The 16,858-nt window shown below is 39.4% G+C and carries 19 protein-coding genes; 11 read left to right on the top strand and 8 right to left on the bottom strand.

All coding sequences use genetic code 11. The features are described 5' to 3' along the window. Positions 1–7 precede the first annotated feature (7 nt). Positions 8–301: a hypothetical protein gene (locus tag WCX87_RS07075; protein WP_345978803.1), complete on the bottom strand. Its 294-nt coding sequence runs from the start codon at positions 299–301 to the stop codon at positions 8–10. Positions 302–313: 12 nt separating this feature from the next. Further along, positions 314–832 (bottom strand): inorganic diphosphatase, encoded by a 519-nt coding sequence (gene ppa / locus WCX87_RS07070; protein ID WP_345978801.1) that lies wholly within the window; start codon positions 830–832, stop codon positions 314–316. Between the two features lie 175 nt (positions 833–1,007). Between ppa and WCX87_RS07065 the strand changes: the two genes are divergently transcribed. The 4 genes from WCX87_RS07065 (at position 1,008) to WCX87_RS07050 (ending at position 6,093) form a co-directional block, all read left to right on the top strand. Next, positions 1,008–1,253 carry an OadG family transporter subunit gene (locus WCX87_RS07065; protein WP_345978799.1) on the top strand — a complete coding sequence of 82 codons (246 nt, stop codon included), beginning with the start codon at positions 1,008–1,010 and terminating at the stop codon, positions 1,251–1,253. Positions 1,254–1,255: 2 nt separating this feature from the next. Further along, entirely contained in the window at positions 1,256–3,073 is a 1,818-nt protein-coding gene (locus WCX87_RS07060) for a biotin/lipoyl-containing protein (RefSeq protein WP_345978797.1), read from the top strand. Between the two features lie 4 nt (positions 3,074–3,077). Beyond that, the gene (locus tag WCX87_RS07055; protein WP_345978795.1) at positions 3,078–4,406 is read left to right on the top strand and encodes a sodium ion-translocating decarboxylase subunit beta; all 1,329 of its coding nucleotides are present in this window, start codon (positions 3,078–3,080) and stop codon (positions 4,404–4,406) included. Between the two features lie 139 nt (positions 4,407–4,545). Beyond that, positions 4,546–6,093 carry a diguanylate cyclase gene (locus tag WCX87_RS07050; RefSeq protein WP_345978793.1) on the top strand — a complete coding sequence of 516 codons (1,548 nt, stop codon included), beginning with the start codon at positions 4,546–4,548 and terminating at the stop codon, positions 6,091–6,093. A 4-nt stretch (positions 6,094–6,097) separates the two neighbouring features. On the opposite strand, the gene WCX87_RS07045 is transcribed toward WCX87_RS07050, so the two are convergent. Beyond that, positions 6,098–7,048, bottom strand: a complete 951-nt coding sequence (locus tag WCX87_RS07045) for a chemotaxis protein (protein WP_345978792.1) — start codon at positions 7,046–7,048, stop codon at positions 6,098–6,100. A gap of 129 nt (positions 7,049–7,177) precedes the next feature. On the opposite strand from WCX87_RS07045, the gene WCX87_RS07040 reads away from it, so the two are divergent. From WCX87_RS07040 to WCX87_RS07015, 6 genes are all read left to right on the top strand, one after another. Continuing rightward, positions 7,178–7,975, top strand: coding sequence for an HlyD family efflux transporter periplasmic adaptor subunit (locus tag WCX87_RS07040; protein WP_345978790.1), 798 nt, complete (start codon positions 7,178–7,180; stop codon positions 7,973–7,975). Further along, a complete protein-coding gene (locus WCX87_RS07035; RefSeq protein WP_345978788.1) occupies positions 7,968–9,698 on the top strand; it encodes a molybdopterin-dependent oxidoreductase in 1,731 nt (576 codons plus the stop codon). Before WCX87_RS07040 ends, WCX87_RS07035 begins: the two co-directional genes overlap by 8 nt. An 88-nt stretch (positions 9,699–9,786) precedes the next feature. Next, positions 9,787–10,968: an acetylornithine transaminase gene (locus tag WCX87_RS07030; RefSeq protein WP_345978786.1), complete on the top strand. Its 1,182-nt coding sequence runs from the start codon at positions 9,787–9,789 to the stop codon at positions 10,966–10,968. Next, on the top strand, positions 10,925–12,148 hold the full coding sequence (locus WCX87_RS07025) for a TolC family protein (protein WP_345978784.1): 1,224 nt from the start codon (positions 10,925–10,927) through the stop codon (positions 12,146–12,148). The genes WCX87_RS07030 and WCX87_RS07025 overlap by 44 nt, the downstream gene beginning before the upstream one ends. Beyond that, entirely contained in the window at positions 12,138–13,127 is a 990-nt protein-coding gene (locus WCX87_RS07020; protein ID WP_345978783.1) for an SAM-dependent methyltransferase, read from the top strand. Before WCX87_RS07025 ends, WCX87_RS07020 begins: the two co-directional genes overlap by 11 nt. 10 nt (positions 13,128–13,137) lie before the next feature. Beyond that, positions 13,138–14,106, top strand: a complete 969-nt coding sequence (locus tag WCX87_RS07015; RefSeq protein ID WP_345978781.1) for a 5'-nucleotidase — start codon at positions 13,138–13,140, stop codon at positions 14,104–14,106. Here the strand turns inward: WCX87_RS07015 and WCX87_RS07010 are convergent. Further along, positions 14,103–14,642 carry a hypothetical protein gene (locus WCX87_RS07010; protein WP_345978779.1) on the bottom strand — a complete coding sequence of 180 codons (540 nt, stop codon included), beginning with the start codon at positions 14,640–14,642 and terminating at the stop codon, positions 14,103–14,105. The genes WCX87_RS07015 and WCX87_RS07010 overlap by 4 nt on opposite strands. Before the next feature lie 97 nt (positions 14,643–14,739). Here WCX87_RS07010 and thiS point away from each other — a divergent pair, with 97 nt between their 5' ends. Next, on the top strand, positions 14,740–14,940 hold the full coding sequence (thiS, locus tag WCX87_RS07005; RefSeq protein ID WP_345978778.1) for a sulfur carrier protein ThiS: 201 nt from the start codon (positions 14,740–14,742) through the stop codon (positions 14,938–14,940). 8 nt (positions 14,941–14,948) lie between these two features. On the opposite strand, the gene acpS is transcribed toward thiS, so the two are convergent. Genes acpS through WCX87_RS06985 form a run of 4 tightly spaced genes read right to left on the bottom strand, consistent with a single transcriptional unit; the run spans position 14,949 to position 16,828 of the window. Beyond that, positions 14,949–15,299, bottom strand: coding sequence for a holo-ACP synthase (gene acpS, locus WCX87_RS07000; protein ID WP_345978777.1), 351 nt, complete (start codon positions 15,297–15,299; stop codon positions 14,949–14,951). Then, positions 15,299–15,853, bottom strand: coding sequence for a flagellar basal body-associated protein FliL (fliL, locus tag WCX87_RS06995; protein ID WP_345978775.1), 555 nt, complete (start codon positions 15,851–15,853; stop codon positions 15,299–15,301). Before fliL ends, acpS begins: the two co-directional genes overlap by 1 nt. 38 nt (positions 15,854–15,891) lie before the next feature. Next, positions 15,892–16,551: a carbonic anhydrase gene (locus WCX87_RS06990; RefSeq protein WP_345978773.1), complete on the bottom strand. Its 660-nt coding sequence runs from the start codon at positions 16,549–16,551 to the stop codon at positions 15,892–15,894. Between the two features lie 19 nt (positions 16,552–16,570). Further along, complete coding sequence (locus WCX87_RS06985; protein ID WP_345978772.1) at positions 16,571–16,828, bottom strand: hypothetical protein; 258 nt, start codon at positions 16,826–16,828, stop codon at positions 16,571–16,573. Positions 16,829–16,858: the final 30 nt, after the last annotated feature.

Genomic DNA, 16,858 nt, shown 5'->3' with positions numbered 1-16,858 from the left:
AGTTTGTCTACTCTTCGTGAGTCATATAGATCCAGAACTCTTTGTGAGTCTTACCTTTGTTTAAAAAGTAAAACTGAAGTACTGCGACTCTGTAGAGGGTAATGATCATCTTCGCATACGGGATGAAAAGAGAGATGGCGATAAGTGAAGATTGCTCTTTTTCGCCTTTGCTCTCTACCATCTCCTGCATACCGATATTTTTACTCAGATAGATCCCAAAAAGTATGGAAAAAACAAAATTTAGTATTATCCCAAATATGAAATAAGCAATAAAATCCTGTTCATACATTCCAGCTATCATAATTTATACGTCCTATTTATAGTTGTTTATAGCATCTTGAAGGATTTTAGTAGCACTTGCTTTGTCTTCAAAACCTTTTACTTTTACCCATTTGTTCGGCTCAAGCATTTTGTATGTTTCAAAAAAGTTTTTGATCTTTGCTAAAGTGTGTTTAGGGATGTCGCCAAGATCTTGGATCTCATCAAAAGTAGGATCGATCTTTGAAGTCGGAACTGCTAAAAGTTTCTCATCTATTCCGCTTTCGTCTTCCATGATTAAAACACCTACTAAACGGCAGTTTACTACACAGCCTGCTTGCATAGGGTACTCAGCAAGAACTAAAACGTCAGCCGGGTCACCGTCTTGAGAAAGAGTTTGGTTTACGAAACCGTAGTTTGCAGGGTAATACATAGCCGAGTGCATAACACGGTCAAGAACGATAGCACCGCTCTCTTTTTCTACTTCATATTTAATGTTTGAGCCACATGGGATCTCTATGATAGCTTTTACTTTATCTGGATTTTCACCATAACCGATTTTATCTAAGTTCATAAAATTTACCTTTTTTGAGTTTTGTTGACGAAATTATATCGTTTAAAGTTTATATGTTATTAAAAGAATTTGAAAAAGTAACAAAGAATTTAAAAAGATATAATTTCGCGCATATTCCATAAAAGTTTAAAGTAATTTGTACTATTATAATGGATTATTTCAGAAGGTGGATTATATGGAGACAAATTTAGTTCTAGAGGGAACAAAGTTTATGTTTCTTGGTATGGGAACGGTTTTCGTGTTCTTGATCATTATGATTTTAGTGACAAATGCTGTCTCTAAGATTGTAAATAGATTTTTCCCGGAACCGGTCAGCGTACCTAAAGAGCATACTCAAAATGCAGGAACACAGACTGCACAAAACAACAAAAGAATAGTCGCCGCCATCACGGCTGCGATTATGCATCACAGACAAGGATAGAAATGGCCAAGAAATTTATTGATATCATGGATACGACATTTAGAGACGGATTTCAATCGGTCTTTGGTGGTCGCGTACTTATGGATGATTTTTTCCCAGCTGTAGAAGCAGCAAAACATGCTGGAATTACACACTTTGAATTTGGTGGTGGAGCAAGATTCCAATCACTTTACTTTTACCTAAATGAAGATGCATTTAAAATGATGGACAGATTTCGTGAAATCGTTGGTCCTGATGCAAACCTTCAGACTTTAGCTCGCGGTGTAAATACAGTAATGTTAGATACAGGCTCAAGAGAGCTTATCGATCTACACGCTAAAATGTTCAAAAAACATGGAACTACAACAATTCGTAATTTTGATGCATTAAATGATGTTGAAAACCTAAAATATTCAGGGGAAAGAATCTCTCATCACGGACTTAAACATGAAGTAGTCGTGACAATGATGGACCTTCCTCCGGGATGTGTAGGCGCTCATGATGTTACTTTTTATGAAAAGACTCTTCGCGATATCCTAGACAGCGGTATCCCGTATGACAGTATCTGTTTTAAAGATGCAAGCGGTACGTCTAGTCCTAAAAAAGTATATGAGACAATTAAAATGGCTCGTGGCTTAGTGCCTGAAGGAACTCACCTTCGCCTTCATACACATGAGACTGCAGGTGTTTCAGTTGCTGCATATTTAGCTGCACTTGAAGCAGGGATCGACGGTATTGATATGGCTGCTTCTCCGGTAAGCGGCGGAACAAGCCAACCAGATATTCTTACGATGCTACACGCTACTAAGGGAATGGATTATGACCTTGGCGGTTTAGAGATCGATAAGATACTAGCGTATGAGAAAGAAGTAGAACGTTGTTTAGACGACTATTTTATGCCACCTGAAGCTACAATGGTTTCACCTCTTATCCCATTCTCGCCTATGCCGGGTGGTGCACTTACTGCAAACACTCAGATGATGCGTGATAACAACATCTTAGACAGATATCCTGAAGTGATAGATGCTATGCGTGAAGTAGTAGAAAAGGGTGGTTACGGTACTTCTGTAACTCCAGTTTCTCAGTTTTATTTCCAACAAGCACTAAACAACGTTATGCAAGGTCCTTGGAAAGCGATAGCTCCTGGCTACGGAAGAATGGTTCTTGGATATTTCGGTAAGACTCCTGTCGCTCCGGATCCTGAGGTCGTGAAAATAGCTTCAGAAAAGTTACACTTAGAGCCGACGACTGAAAAAGCTTTAGATCTGGCAGATGCAGATGAGACAAAATCATTGGCACACTGGACTAAAATACTTGAAGAAAACGGTATAGAGACGACTGAAGAAAATATCTTTATTGCAGCAGCTTGTCAAGAGAAAGGTATCACTTTCTTAAAAGGTGAGGCTGAAGTAAACGTAAGAAAAAAATCAACAATGCAAACTAGCGAAAGCAATAATAATGAAAGCAATGAAGGAGTAACAAATATGGGTACAGGAAGTTATACAGTAGTAGTAGATGGACAAAGATTCAGTGTTCAAGTAGCAGAAGGTGATGCAAACATCCAAGTAACAGCGGTAAACGGAGAGAGTCTATCAACTCCGGTACCTACTATGCCTTCATCAACTGAAGGTACGACGATAAAAGCATTACTACCGGGTGCAGTATGGAAAATCGTTGCTAATCCGGGCCAAAGTGTTAATGAAGGTGATGTGATTCTGATCCTTGAATCTATGAAAATGGAGATAGACGTAGTAGCTCCAAAAGGCGGCGTTGTAAAATCTATCAATGTTAACGTAAACGACAAGGTAGTTGAAGGTCAAGTCGTAGCAGTAATAGGATAATTTTATGAAAATATTTTTTGTTAGGCTTTTAACTCTTTTCGTCCTGCTTGGTTTTGTAGGTGCTAGTGCAAATGAGCACGAAGCATCTTCAGCTCCTCAAGCTAATGTAGAACAAGAAAAGTATGTTCCTCAGAACTTTACTCATATGGTGGACTCATTCCTTGAATCTACAGGTATATATGTTTTATTCAACCCAAATCCGGATGAACTAAGCTCTACTGGTAAACCGATGAGTGATTTTCATAAAGGATTTGGTCGTGTGATCATGATCCTTGTTACTTTCTTGATCTTCTGGTTAGCGATCAAAAAAGGTTTTGAACCGCTTCTTCTTTTACCTATCGGTTTTGGTGGACTTTTGGCAAATATCCCTGTAGCAGATATTGCAGGACCTCACGGGTTCTTGGGTGTTATCTATCAAGCAGGGCTTTCAAATGAGCTTTTCCCTATCCTAATCTTTATGGGTGTCGGTGCGATGACGGATTTCGGTCCACTTTTATCAAATCCTAAGACGGCACTTCTAGGCGGTGCGGCTCAATTTGGTATCTTTGGAACACTTGTCGGTGCAGTTGCACTTGCACAATATACTGATATCTTTGATTTCACGTTGAAACAAGCTTCTGCTATTTCGATCATCGGCGGGGCAGACGGTCCGACTTCGATCTTTATCGCTACAAACCTTGCTCCTGAACTTTTAGGTGCTATCGCGGTTGCTTCATATTCGTACATGGCTATGGTTCCTATCATCCAGCCTCCGATCATGAAAGCGCTTACAAATGATAAAGAGCGTCGTATCAAGATGACTACGCTTCGTCACGTGTCTCGTATAGAAAAGCTGATCTTCCCGATTGTGGTTTTAACGCTTTCTATTTTAGTTCTTCCAGACTCAACGCCTCTAATCGGTGCGTTTATGTTCGGTAACTTCTTAAAAGAGTCGGGTGTTGTTGATCGTCTTTCAGATACTATGCAAAATGCATTGATCAATATCGTTACTATCTTCTTAGGTCTTGGTGTAGGTTCTAAACTTGCAGCTGATCAGTTCTTAGTACCGGATACTCTTGCGATCTTAGCACTTGGTATCGTTGCATTCTCAGTAGGAACTGCAGCGGGTGTACTTATGGCGAAGATCATGAATATGTTCCCTGGAACAAAGATCAATCCTCTTATCGGTTCAGCTGGAGTTTCAGCGGTTCCTATGGCAGCTCGTGTATCGAACAAAGTCGGTATGGAGTATGACAGAACAAATATGCTTTTAATGCATGCAATGGGTCCAAACGTTGCAGGTGTTATCGGTTCTGCTGTTGCAGCAGGTGTACTTCTTTCTCTCTTCAAATAGAAAGAGGTCTGCTTACATGTAAACCTTTACATGTAAGCCTCTTCTTCTCTTTTTTACATAAATAATTCTTTCAGCATAGTTTTATGATCTAATCAGTAAAGTCTTTATTAACGATATATAATATAAGGCTAGAAAATAGATGGGTAGATACAGTTTAAAGACTTTTTGGCTAATTTTATTTTTTGCCATGTTTATAGCATCCTCTATATATTCAGTAATCGAATATACTCTAGATTATAATAATCTCGCAAAACATGAAAAAGATGATATCGTACGGGAGATAGACAGTTTTAACAATGATCTGTCTCTGCTTATAGATGAAAATGATTCAAACAAGATATCCCGGTACATTAAATCCAACAGCGATATAAATAATATGATCCTCTCATTGTCATTGGTAAAGAATGATAAGGTTTATTTCTCTTCAAATACTAATTATATAGACAGAGACTATAACTCTTTTGAATGTATAGGAGTAGATGAGTTCATACAGGTGCATGACTTCAGTGTAAATAGGCTGGTCTGTAAAACTCTTACAACAACGAATCTCTCTAAACCTGAACACTATATTTTACTTGTAGAGATAAATCCCAAAAATTTTAAAAGATATATAAGCAGTACATTGAGTTATAAATTAATCGCCATTGTCACAATGTCTGTCATCTCTTTATTTATGTTGATATTTATGTTGAATAAAATTCTTATCAACCCTATAAATATCATTAATGAGAAGCTAGAAAAGAAGGACTTCAACTATTCAAACTTTCCTCTGATAGATATCGACAATATCGATAAAAGTATCTTCAATAATATAAAAGAGATCAATTCTAAAAATATATTACTCGATTCAATAATCAATCAGACAGATGATCTGATATTTTTTAAAGATAAAGACTTTAAGTATTTTGGCTGTAACAACGCATTTTTAAGATTTGTAGGAAAATCGAAAGAGGAGATGATAGGTCATGATGATTTTGAGCTGTTTCCGCATGAGATGGCAAAACTCTTCAGAGATATGGACGAAAAGATGTTACAAGAGAAGAAGACTCGTTCAAATTATGAGTGGGTCACCTATCCAAACGGTACAAAGGTGTACCTTTTAACTCAAAAGATACCTTTTTATTATGATGAGGATGGGGATGCAGGTATTTTAGGGATCAGCAGAGATTTGACTGAACTGCATCTTGTACAAAAAGAGATAGAAAATCAGGCATATATAGATGAACTCACCAAAGTAAATAATAGAAAGTCATACAATAAAAGACTTGGAGAGCTTTTATCTACGTTTAGCAGATATAAGACACAGTTTTCAATCTTGATGTACGATATCGATGACTTTAAAAAGATTAACGATCTATATGGTCATCAGGCGGGGGACAAAGTATTAGTCGAGATGTCAAAATTAGTTGATTCCTGCATACGGGAAAATGATCATCTTTTTAGAGTCGGCGGTGAAGAGTTTATTATATTGTTTCCTCATACAACGCTGCAGCAGACAATAAAAGTCGCCGATAAGATAAGAGAGAGTGTAGAAGATACTTTAGACACTTTAAAAGATAGAAAGATAACTATCAGTATCGGTCTGACAGAGGTCAAAGAGGGCGATACTGAAGATATTATCTATAAAAGAGTCGATGAACTTCTTTACAGGTCCAAAAAAGAGGGTAAGAACAGAGTCAGCTACTAGAAGACTACAGATGACCTCTTTCGTTCATAGCCTGCACGATAAGAGGTATGATGTTGTGACTTTTCGTCTTATCTATGAAACCGTCGGCTCCTAGTGTAGTCGCTTCACGTTTATTGTTCTCACCTGTCATCGAACTGTTGACGATAAGCGGTATCTTTGATGTCCTAGGATCAGCTCTTAACTCTTTTACAACCGTAAAACCTGAAACCTCCGGCATCTCTATATCCGTTATGACCACAGGGATGGCTGTCGGGTCTTCACGTGAAAATATATATTCTAGAAGCAGCTTTCCGTTGTTGAATATCTTATATTTTAATGAAGCATTATCAAATATCTGCATCAGATGTTTCTGTGCAGTTTTAGAGTCTTCTGCAACTAAGATCGTCCCTTTTTTCAGTTTAGCCGGTATCTCTACCTCTTGAAGAGCTCTTTTGCCTTCATTGACATCTACCATAGCTTGAGGCACTACGTCTGCCAGCAGTTTCTCATAGTCCAAGATAAGACACATATTTCCGTCTTCGAGTCTTGTATCGTTGATAACGACATTGTCGTCACCCACTCTGTAGCTGTCGGGCGCATGCATCTCGTTCCAGTTTTTCTTGATAACTCTGTATGCGGACATGATACGAAGACCGATGATGATACCGTTAAAATCACATATCAGGATATTTGATTTTTTTATCTCATCTTTAGTAAGAGTGATATGCAGCCATGCCGGAAGATTCAATATAGGGATCTGGATTCCTCTTAGGGTGATAGTACCCTCTAACAAAGGATGTGCAGACGGGATCTGCGTCAGATAATGATTTTTAGATTCGACGACCTCACGTGTTTTAAAGACATTTATAGCGTAATAAGCCGAGTCGGGATTGTCACTGACTCTAAATACCAGTAGTTGTACTTCATTGTTTTTTGCTAAATTTGTGGATGCGTCAACATTGTCTAAAACGGACATACCATTATCCTTTGTGCGATTATATGTAATATTATCAAAATAAATATGAATATGAGTTTATATGTGTTTACTTATCTTTTTAAAAGTGTTATATGAGTAGAATGCATATAAAATTTTAAGGATAAAAAAGTGAATAGACTTATCTTATTAGCCTTAGTTACGGCATCTTTAAATGCAAAAGTATATTATTCAAAAATCGAGCCGTATGAGATCAGGACTATCTCCTCAAACGTATCTGCCCAAGTTGTTTTTACGGATGAGAAAAAACTTGGAAAGGTTCTTGATAACGGGGATTATATAAAACTTGACGATGAACTTGATCTGGTAGAATTAAAGCAGTTAAAGCAGAAGACTACTCTTTTAGACGACACTATAAAACTGGATGAAGAGATCGTAAAAAACTATCAAGATATATTGGAAAAGAAAAATATAAACTATGACCGTATCAAAGTCTTGAAGATCAAATCGACCGTGGAAAAAGATAAAGAGTTTTACGACCTTTATACTACACAAAACCAGTATCTCTCTACAAAAAAAGAGCTCGACAGCCTAAAGATGCAGTTGCTTGACACCTCTTTGCAGATAGCAAGGCTTAACAAGTCTGTAAAAGACAAGCACTTGAGTGCAAAAGGGTATGTTCTGTATGACCTGATGGTCAAAGAGGGACAGGTCGTCGCTATGTCGACACCGCTTGCAAAGATAGCAGATGTCTCAAAAGCGATCCTTACTGTCTATCTTGATGAGGAAGACGTAAAAGGCATAGAGAATAAAAAGATATTTATTGACGGTAAAAAGACGGAGTATAAGATAGACAGACTCTGGAATATTACGGATGAGACGCATATCTCTAGCTACAAAGCAGAGATAATCGTAAAGACTCCGCAGAGATTTTCAAAACTGGTACAGATAGAGTTTAAAGATGAGTAATCTTACTGCTTGTCCGCTTGACTGTTTTGATGCCTGTACCATTGAGTATGACGGAGGAAAGTTAAAGGCTCTAAAAAAGGGGTTTACGCAAGGGTTTTTATGTCCGCATCTGAACCATTATGAAGAGTTTGCAAGGATTGAGACACCAAGGTATAAGGGTGAAGCGATCACCATGGATGAGGCGCTTGCACATCTGAAAAAGATCATTAAAGAGAGTCAGAATATCCTTCACTACAGAGGTCACGGAAACTTTGGACTGATGCAGGAGGTGACAGACTACTTTTTTGCATCTCACGGTGCGACATTGACTGATGGAACTCTTTGCGACGGAGCAGGGGAAGCGGGCATCATCGCGGGGCGGGGGCACAACGACGTTATGAGCCCAGAACAGATAGCAAAATCTGAAGTAGTCGTATTTTGGGGACGAAATCCGCACACGACCTCGTCACATCTTCTGCCGCTTTTAAAAGAGAAACGTATCATCGTCATCGACCCTGTAAAGACAAAGGCAGCCGACATGGCAGACCTGCATGTGCAGTTAAAACCACATGGAGATATGCAGTTCGCCATGCTGCTTTCACGTTTTTTGTGTATAGAAGGCAGTGTTGACCATGCATTTGTAAGCAGTTGTGCCACAGAACATGAAGATTTTTATGAACTTACTCAAACTGTACGTGTCAAAGCCGTGCTGGAGGAGATAGGTGCGACCCTTGGCGATATCGGAAAGTTTTTAGAGATCATCAACGGTAAAAAAGTAGCCATTCTCTGCGGAGTGGGGATACAAAAATATCTTGACGGTGCAGATGTGATGCGTGCCATTGACTCTTTTGCCGCGCTACTCGGGCTTTTTGGAAAAGAGGGATGCGGAGTGAGTTACCTCGGTTCTTCAAGAGAGGGTATAGACTCACCTTTTACGCTAAAGGCAAAAAAGGTCAGCAAGGTAGACACGAAGTTCAGCCAGTTTGATACCGTGTTCATCCAAGGCACAAATCCTCTAAACCAGATGCCGGACACTGCAAGAGTAAAAGCGGAGCTGGAGAAGGTAGAAAACCTTGTCTATTTCGGGCTGTATGAAAACCAGACCTCGGCTGCGGCTGACCTTGTCATCCCTGCAAAGAGTTTCCTGGAAAAAGATGATATACGTACCTACTACGGCACGCATTATCTCTCGATGATGCCAAAGCAAAAAGAGAGCGAGATCGGCATAAGCGAGTATGGACTCGCACGCATCTTATGCGATGAGTTCGGTATCGAGCTAAAGAGCGAAGCAGAGTACATAGAACATTTCAGATCTTTTGGCGAAGCGGACGAGGGCGGTCTTTTAAAAGTCAAAGGACGAAGCAGAGTAGCTTACGAAGAGGGTTTTACGACAGATGATGAAGAGTTCGCATTTTTGGATGAAGTGGATATAGACTTTGACATGAACGAGGACCTTTTTCTCATTACATGTAAGTCGCCTGCAAGCCTAAACTCACAGTTCAAGGTGGACAATAAAGTCTACGTAAACCCTTCTCTAGGTTACATAGAGGGACAGATGCTCGAAGTCGTCTCAGAAACGGGAAGCGTGACTCTGCCTGCGGGACTGGACAGCAGACTAAGACCCGACTGTGTACTTATCTACTCAGGAACGGACGGAGTGAACAACCTCACACCATGTAAGAAAAGCTATGAAGGTAACAGCGCTGTTTTTCAGGAGAATAAGGTGCAAATAAAGATCGGATAGTTTAGTTTTCAAAAGAGTTAAATAATTCTTTTGATGATTAGATGTATAATTCCTTATAAAGAATAGAAAATAGTATAAAGGTTGTGACATGACAACAAAAGAATTAGATAACAAATATGTTTTACCTACATACGCAAGAGCGGACGTAGAGTTTGTAAGCGGTAAAAACGCAAAATTAATAGATGCAAACGGAAAAGATTATATAGATTTTACTTCGGGTATCGCAGTTGTGAGCGTGGGTCACGGTAACGAGAGACTTACAAACGCTTTATGCGCTCAGGTAAAAGATATGATCCATATGTCAAACCTTTACTACATCGCACCCCAAGCTCGTGCTGCTGAGAAACTTGTAAAAGCAAGCGGCTATGATATGAAATGTTTCTTCGGAAACAGCGGGGCTGAAGCAAACGAGGGTGCCATCAAGATAGCACGCAAGTACGGGGAAAAAGACGGACAGATAAAAAAATATAAGATCATTACACTAGACCACTCGTTTCACGGACGTACTATCACGACTGTCAAAGCAACGGGTCAAGAGAGTATGCATAACTATTTCGGACCGTTTCCTGACGGTTTCGTCTATGCAAAAAACATCGACGAGATAGAAAGCCTGGTCGATGACCATACCGTAGCCGTTATGATAGAACTTGTACAGGGCGAGGGCGGGGTTCAGCCTCAAGACAAAGAAAAAGTCCAGAAGTTGGCGAAGTTCCTAAAAAGCAGAGATATTCTGCTTATCGTAGATGAGGTGCAGACAGGTGTTTACAGAACAGGGAAGTTCCTGGCTTCAAACCATTATGAGATAGAGCCGGATATCGTAAGTCTTGCAAAAGGCGTGGGCGGCGGCGTACCTGTGGGTGTCGTTATGACTACGTTAAAAGATATCTTCAGTCCGGGTGACCACGGTTCGACGTTTGGAGGGAACTATCTGAGTTCTACTGCGATCTGTGAAGTGATGGATATCCTCGGTGAGTATGAACAAAGCGGAGACCTGGAGATAGGGATGCTTCTTTTTGACAAAGCCCTGGAGAGATTTTATAACCTGCATAAAGATATTTTCTTGGAAAAAGTGGGTATCGGAATGATGTGCGGTCTGCGTGTTAAAGATGCAGATACTTTGTCAAAGGTTATAAACAGTGCAAGAGAAAACGGTGTTATGGTTTTAAAAGCGGGTAGAAACACATTAAGACTATTGCCGCCGTTAACTATCACTAAAGAGGAAATTGATGAGGGCTTTAAACGTCTTAATATCGCTGTTAGCAGTCTGTAGTCTCTCTTTTGCAAAAGAGAGTGATCAAAAACTAGAGAGCTATATCTCCGATATTAAACAGCAGGAGTTCTCATACGACTACCAAAAAGTCGAAGCCGACAGTAGTAAGCTGAGAGATTCTTGGATACAACCGCTCGTCGTCAGCTATGCCTACTCAAAAAGCAACCCGTACGGGAACACTCAGGAGTCTCAAAAAGCCGCTATCGTGATGGACCAGCCCATCTTTCAAAGCGGTGGGATCTACTACGGCATCAAGTTCGCCGAGGCTTCAAGAAAATACTCTGACTACACTTTGGACGTTGCAAAGAGAAAACTTATAAAAGATACTATCGCACTGCTTATGCAGATAAAACAGACAGAATACAGAAAACAAAAACAAGATCTTCAGATAAAAAACTCCGAGATAAATCTGGAACAGAAAAAAGAGGAATACCTAAACGGTCAGCTGGATTCGGGATTTTTAGACAGTGCTATCATCCAGACTAATGAAGCCAATCAGGCTCTTTTTGATATCGAAGCAAATGAACAAAAACTGATATCGCAGTTTAAAAGTATAAGCGATATGGATTATAAGACGGCGGAGATACCGACGCTTAGAATACTAGATGAGGATGAGTTTTTAAAGAACAACATCGTGATCTATCAGACGAACAGTCAGACAGAAAGAGACAGGTACAATAAAAATGTGACCATATCAAAATACCTGCCAAAAGTCAGCATAACGGCTGGGTATAATTGGGAAAAGTCGGAAAATCAGCAGTATGGCGGAGCAGGTACTCCATTTTCAAGTGAAACGGACTACTACAACTACGGCATCAAAGCATCGATGCCGCTTGATATAAATACATTTAGAGATGTGGAGTCGGCGAGAATCGACTATCTGAAATCCCAGGTGCTTGTCCTTGACAAAAAAAGAGAGTTAAAAGCACAGTTCGAACAGGTGATGCAGAACATCAAAAGTTTTGAGAACAAGATACAACTCTCAAAGAAGAACAGAGAGTTGTATGAAAAGCTTTTAGAAGACACAGAGCAGCTTTTTCACGCAGGGTATAAGACACAGTATGATGTAGATACTCTGAAAAACTCTGTCGAAGTCCAAAAGCTGGATACAAAAATTTACGAGATAGACAAGCAGCTAGAACTGCTCAGCCTCTATGAAAAGTTTAAAGATGAGATTTAGCGAATATATGAATGAATGGCTGTACGGCAAGAACGGCTATTACACAAACTACAAACAGATAGGAAAAGAGGGTGACTTTTACACCTCGGTAAGCACTTCGAAGTTTTTTGGCGGCACAATCGCCAAACACATAATCTCTTTGATAGAAGAGGGCTTTTTGGAAAAAGATGCGGTCATCTGCGAGATAGGTGCACACCACGGTTACTTTTTAGCCGATGTGGTAGAGTTTATCTATACGCTTTATCCTGAGCTTCTAGAGAGCTTGCAGTTTGTCATCGTAGAGCGTTTCGATGCGCTTCAGGAACAGCAGCGTGAGTACTTTAAACAGTCTTTTGGAGAAGTGGTCTCGCTTACACATTACAAATCACTCAGTGAGCTTAGATGCAAGAACGCATTTTTCATAGCCAACGAGATATTTGACGCGTTTGGATGCGAACTTTTATATGACGGTAAGATCGCTACTGTCGAGGACGGTAAAGTCGAGTTTGATACGGTTGATGAGTCAATACTTCAAAAAGCTGCGAAGTATCATAAGACAAAAGGCGAGATAGCCGTAGGCTATGAAGAGTTTGCCAAAGAGATGTACGGTGCTGCCGCGAAGTTCGAGTTTATAAGTTTTGACTACGGCGAGATGCAGGCCCGTCCCGATTTTTCTATCCGTATCTACAAAGACCATGAAGTGTTTCCTTTCTTTGACGAGAATATAGATATAAAAGAACTGTTTAAAAATTCCGACATCACTTATGATGTGACGTTTGAACATGTAAAAGATGCATTTGTCGAAGCAGGGTGTGAGTTTGTGGCTTTAAAAGCTCAGATGACGGCATTGGTAGAGATGGGTATCTTAGAGCTCTTAGAGATGCTTAGAATCAACGTAGATGAGAAGATATATGAGCAGGAACTTCAAAAAGTAAAGATGCTCATCATGCCAAATCTCTTAGGCGAGAGATTCAAGATGATTAGAATAAGAAAGTCTTAAAAGGAACGATATGGCACTTGACCTCTCAGATACTTTAGTAGTAGGCATCTCGGCAACGGCTTTGTTTGATCTAAGCAAAGCGGACGCAGTCTTTAAGTCAAAATACGGTGAAGACAAAGAGAGTGCGATGGACGAGTATAGAAAGTATATGCTCGAGAGGGAGAACGAGCCGTTAAACGACGGTACGGGGATGCCTTTGGTGAAAGCTCTTTTAGAGCTTAACAGGTACCAGCCTAAGGGCGAGTCGCCTCTTATCGAAGTCGTTGTCATGTCAAGAAACAGTCCTGAGACAGGTTTGCAGGTACTCAACAACATCAGACGTAAAGGGCTCAATATCTCAAGACATGCTTTTACAGGCGGGGAGTCTGTGGTAGATTATCTGGATGCATATGATGTAGATCTTTTTTTGACGACAAATATCGAAGATGCACAGAAGGTAATAGACGGAGTCACATGTGCGGCAGCCATCGTTAAAAACCCGCCAAAAGATTTAGAAAAGATACCTGAAGGACAGGTACGCATCGCATTTGATGCCGATGCTGTCCTATTTGACGACAGCAGTGAGATCGTCTATAAAACAGAAGGTCTTAGCGGTTTTCATCAAAATGAGGATACAAATCAGGATGTCCCGATGACAGAAGGTCCCTATGCGAGTTTCTTGAAAAAACTGGCAAGACTGCAGGAGAGGCTTCCTTTTAACACGGAGTTTTCTCCTGTCAGGATTGCCATTGTCACTGCGCGTAATGCACCTGCTGAACTTAGAGTCATAAAGACGTTAAGACAGTGGGGCATCTATGTAGATGAGATGTTTTTTTTGGGCGGTATCGAGAAGTCGAAGATTTTGAAGGCTTTTAAGGCACATATCTTTTTTGATGACCAAGACGGACATCTTGATGAAGCATCAAAGTTCACTCCCTCGGGGAAAGTGCCTTATCTTAGCAGTTCGCCTCTAAACGAGGTAAAGGAAAAAAGTCATTAGTCTTTTTTGACTATTTTTCTGACATTACGTTTAGGAGGAAGCTCTTTTTGAGCTTTTCTCTCTTTTTTCTCTTTCTCTTTTTGCAGCTCTTTCTCAAAGCGTTTAGCTTTTTTCTCTTTTTTTGCTTGAGCTTTTTTTTGCTCGAGACTTTGAGTCGTTTCAAATTTTTTGATGACCTCTTGTACTAATGAGCGTCCAAGAGCCATTTCAATCGGATATAGAAGTTTTTGTTCTTCGGGATCTAGCAGGATAAAAGCGTAAGTCTTAGCATGTGAAAGACGTTTTATGTACTGCTCTACATCGGGAAGATCAAAGTTTATGATGAGATCATAGTCTGAGTCCAGTTGGCTGTCCTCGATCAGTTTTACTCTATCGTTTAATGAGATATCTTTAAAATTATTTATAGCTTCTTTTGATATTATAGCTATATCAAGGTCGCTATTTTTTTCAATAAGGAAATTAATAAGCTCGATTTTACGGTTTTTGTCGCATGGTAGAACGCGGTGATTATGGCGTTTTATTGCAGGAGATGACATATAATTCCTTAAGTCGTATATTATTGAAATTATATCGTAATAAATTAATAAAAAAATAGTAATATTCCTTCTACTAAAAAAGATTAAAAGAGAAAAAATGAAGATAATTGTAAACGGAAACGAAAAAGAGTTTAAAGACGGTATATCTATGAATGATCTTATCGATGAACTGAATCTTACTGATAAAGTTATGGCGGCAGCTCTTAATATGGAAGTAGTTAAACAGGAGAACTGGGCTACATGCAGATTAAGCGACGGTGATAAGGTAGAGCTGCTTGATTTTGTAGGCGGCGGCTGAAAAAGAGGTTAGAAGTTTTCTATTGCGACAACAGCGATGGCATAATCGCCGTCATGTGTGATAGAGAGTGATGTGTCTTTAATATTGAAGTTCTTTTGTACTTTTTCACTAAGCGTGATAAGAGGAGCGCCTTTTACTGTTTTTGAGATAGTAATATCAAAAAAGCTGCACTCTGCCCCGATACCTGTTCCAAGAGCTTTGGAACAAGCTTCTTTAGCAGCCCAGAAGCCGGCTGCTGTCTTGTAGTTTTTAACGAGAGCGATCTCATCCTCTGAGAGGAACTTTTTAAGAGCGTTCTCACCGAACCTCTCCATCATATGTTCCATTCTTTTGGTCTTAATAAGATCGATCCCTATCATTATTGGATAACGAATTCCGTAAAGTAGATCCCGTTAATACTTCCGTCTGTAAGCATTGGATTTAAAACATCCATGATCTGCTCACTAAGTTTGTCTTTCCCTTTTAGTGTAGAGACCTCTTCTAGTGATTTTGAAGATAAAAGTCTTAGTATTCTATCTCTGATGACAGCTTTCTTAGAATCAAGCTCTGCAGCAAGTTCTTGACCGCTTAGTTCTAGTGATATTTGAGCTTTTAGGTAGCGGCTTCCGTTTTCACTTAGAAGATTTACCGTAAAAGTATCTAACGGATATAAGATACCGATCTTGTTAAGTGTTCTTGAGTTATCAAGTTCAACACGTGATTTTTTTGTCATCTGCGTATTTGAAGAGTTCTGTTGTGTATTTGTCTGAACTTGTTGAGATGAACCGTCGTCACCGCCCATCATAAGTATCCCGATAATAGCACCTACAAGGATAACGACTATCAACACAACAATGATGACGATCAACATTAATGAACTTGACTTCTTAACTTCGGTTGTTTCGGTTTCTTCCGTATTTTTAGCTTCTGCCATCTTTAATCCTTAAATGTCGTGAGTTTGAATTTTACAAATTATACCACATCAGTTTTTTTAACCAATGAGTTTAAAGGCACGAATTCATATGAATCCGGATCGTAATAATCTATCTTTCCAGTCTGTATATCGTAATACCAGCCATGAATATGTAATTTTTCTTCATCAACCTTCTTTTTTACGGCCGGATATGTCAACAGATTTTCTATCTGTGTTATCACGGAAAGTTTTTCCGTAACACGTAATAACTCTTCACTATTGGCATTTTTCCCTAGACTTAAGATCGCCATGGACTTCGCTTTTTCACCGAGATCTAGCCACTTCTTTGTATGTGTGAGTGACGGGTCTTCTATCGTCTGAAATAGATGGTTAATAGCACCGCAGTGTGAATGTCCGCATATTATGATCTCACTTACATTGAGTACGCTGACTGCATATTCTATCCCTGAAGCCGTTGAGTGGTAATCCTCATCGGGCTTAAAAGGAGGAACAAAATTACCTACGTTTCTGATCACAAAAAGATCACCCGGATTTGATTGGATTATGAGATCGGGGATGACTCTTGAATCAGAACAGCCTATAAATAGGGTCTTCGGGTTTTGACCGTTTTCTGCAAGCTCTAAAAGTACTTTTTCATTCTGTTTAAAATAAGCTTTTTGAAAAAGTTCATTACCCTCGGCAAACTTTTTTAAATCCATTTTTATCGTCCTTTGATTATTAACAGTGAGTTATGCCTAAAGTTTTCATCATCTTATCAAAAATAGATCCAGATGAACGGTCATAGTCGTCATGATATTCAATTACTAATACTTTTCTATTGTTTGGAAGTTCACAGGTGTAGATTTCCGGTTTTATAGAGTTCTCGTCCACAATCTCGTTGACTACTGAGCAAACTTGATCTTCTTCCTCTTTTGTATCGAAAACTATTGAAAGTTTTGAATAACGCTCTTCACTCTTATATTCTGCACCTATCATAGTATATATTTTCCTTCTTAGATATTTCAA

Origin of the sequence: Sulfurimonas sp. HSL3-2, assembly GCF_039645965.1 — a bacterium.
GTDB classification, from domain to species: Bacteria; Campylobacterota; Campylobacteria; order Campylobacterales; family Sulfurimonadaceae; genus Hydrocurvibacter; species Hydrocurvibacter mobilis.
Note: the sequence above shows the minus strand (reverse complement) of the source record. Positions and strands in the feature narration are given on the sequence as shown.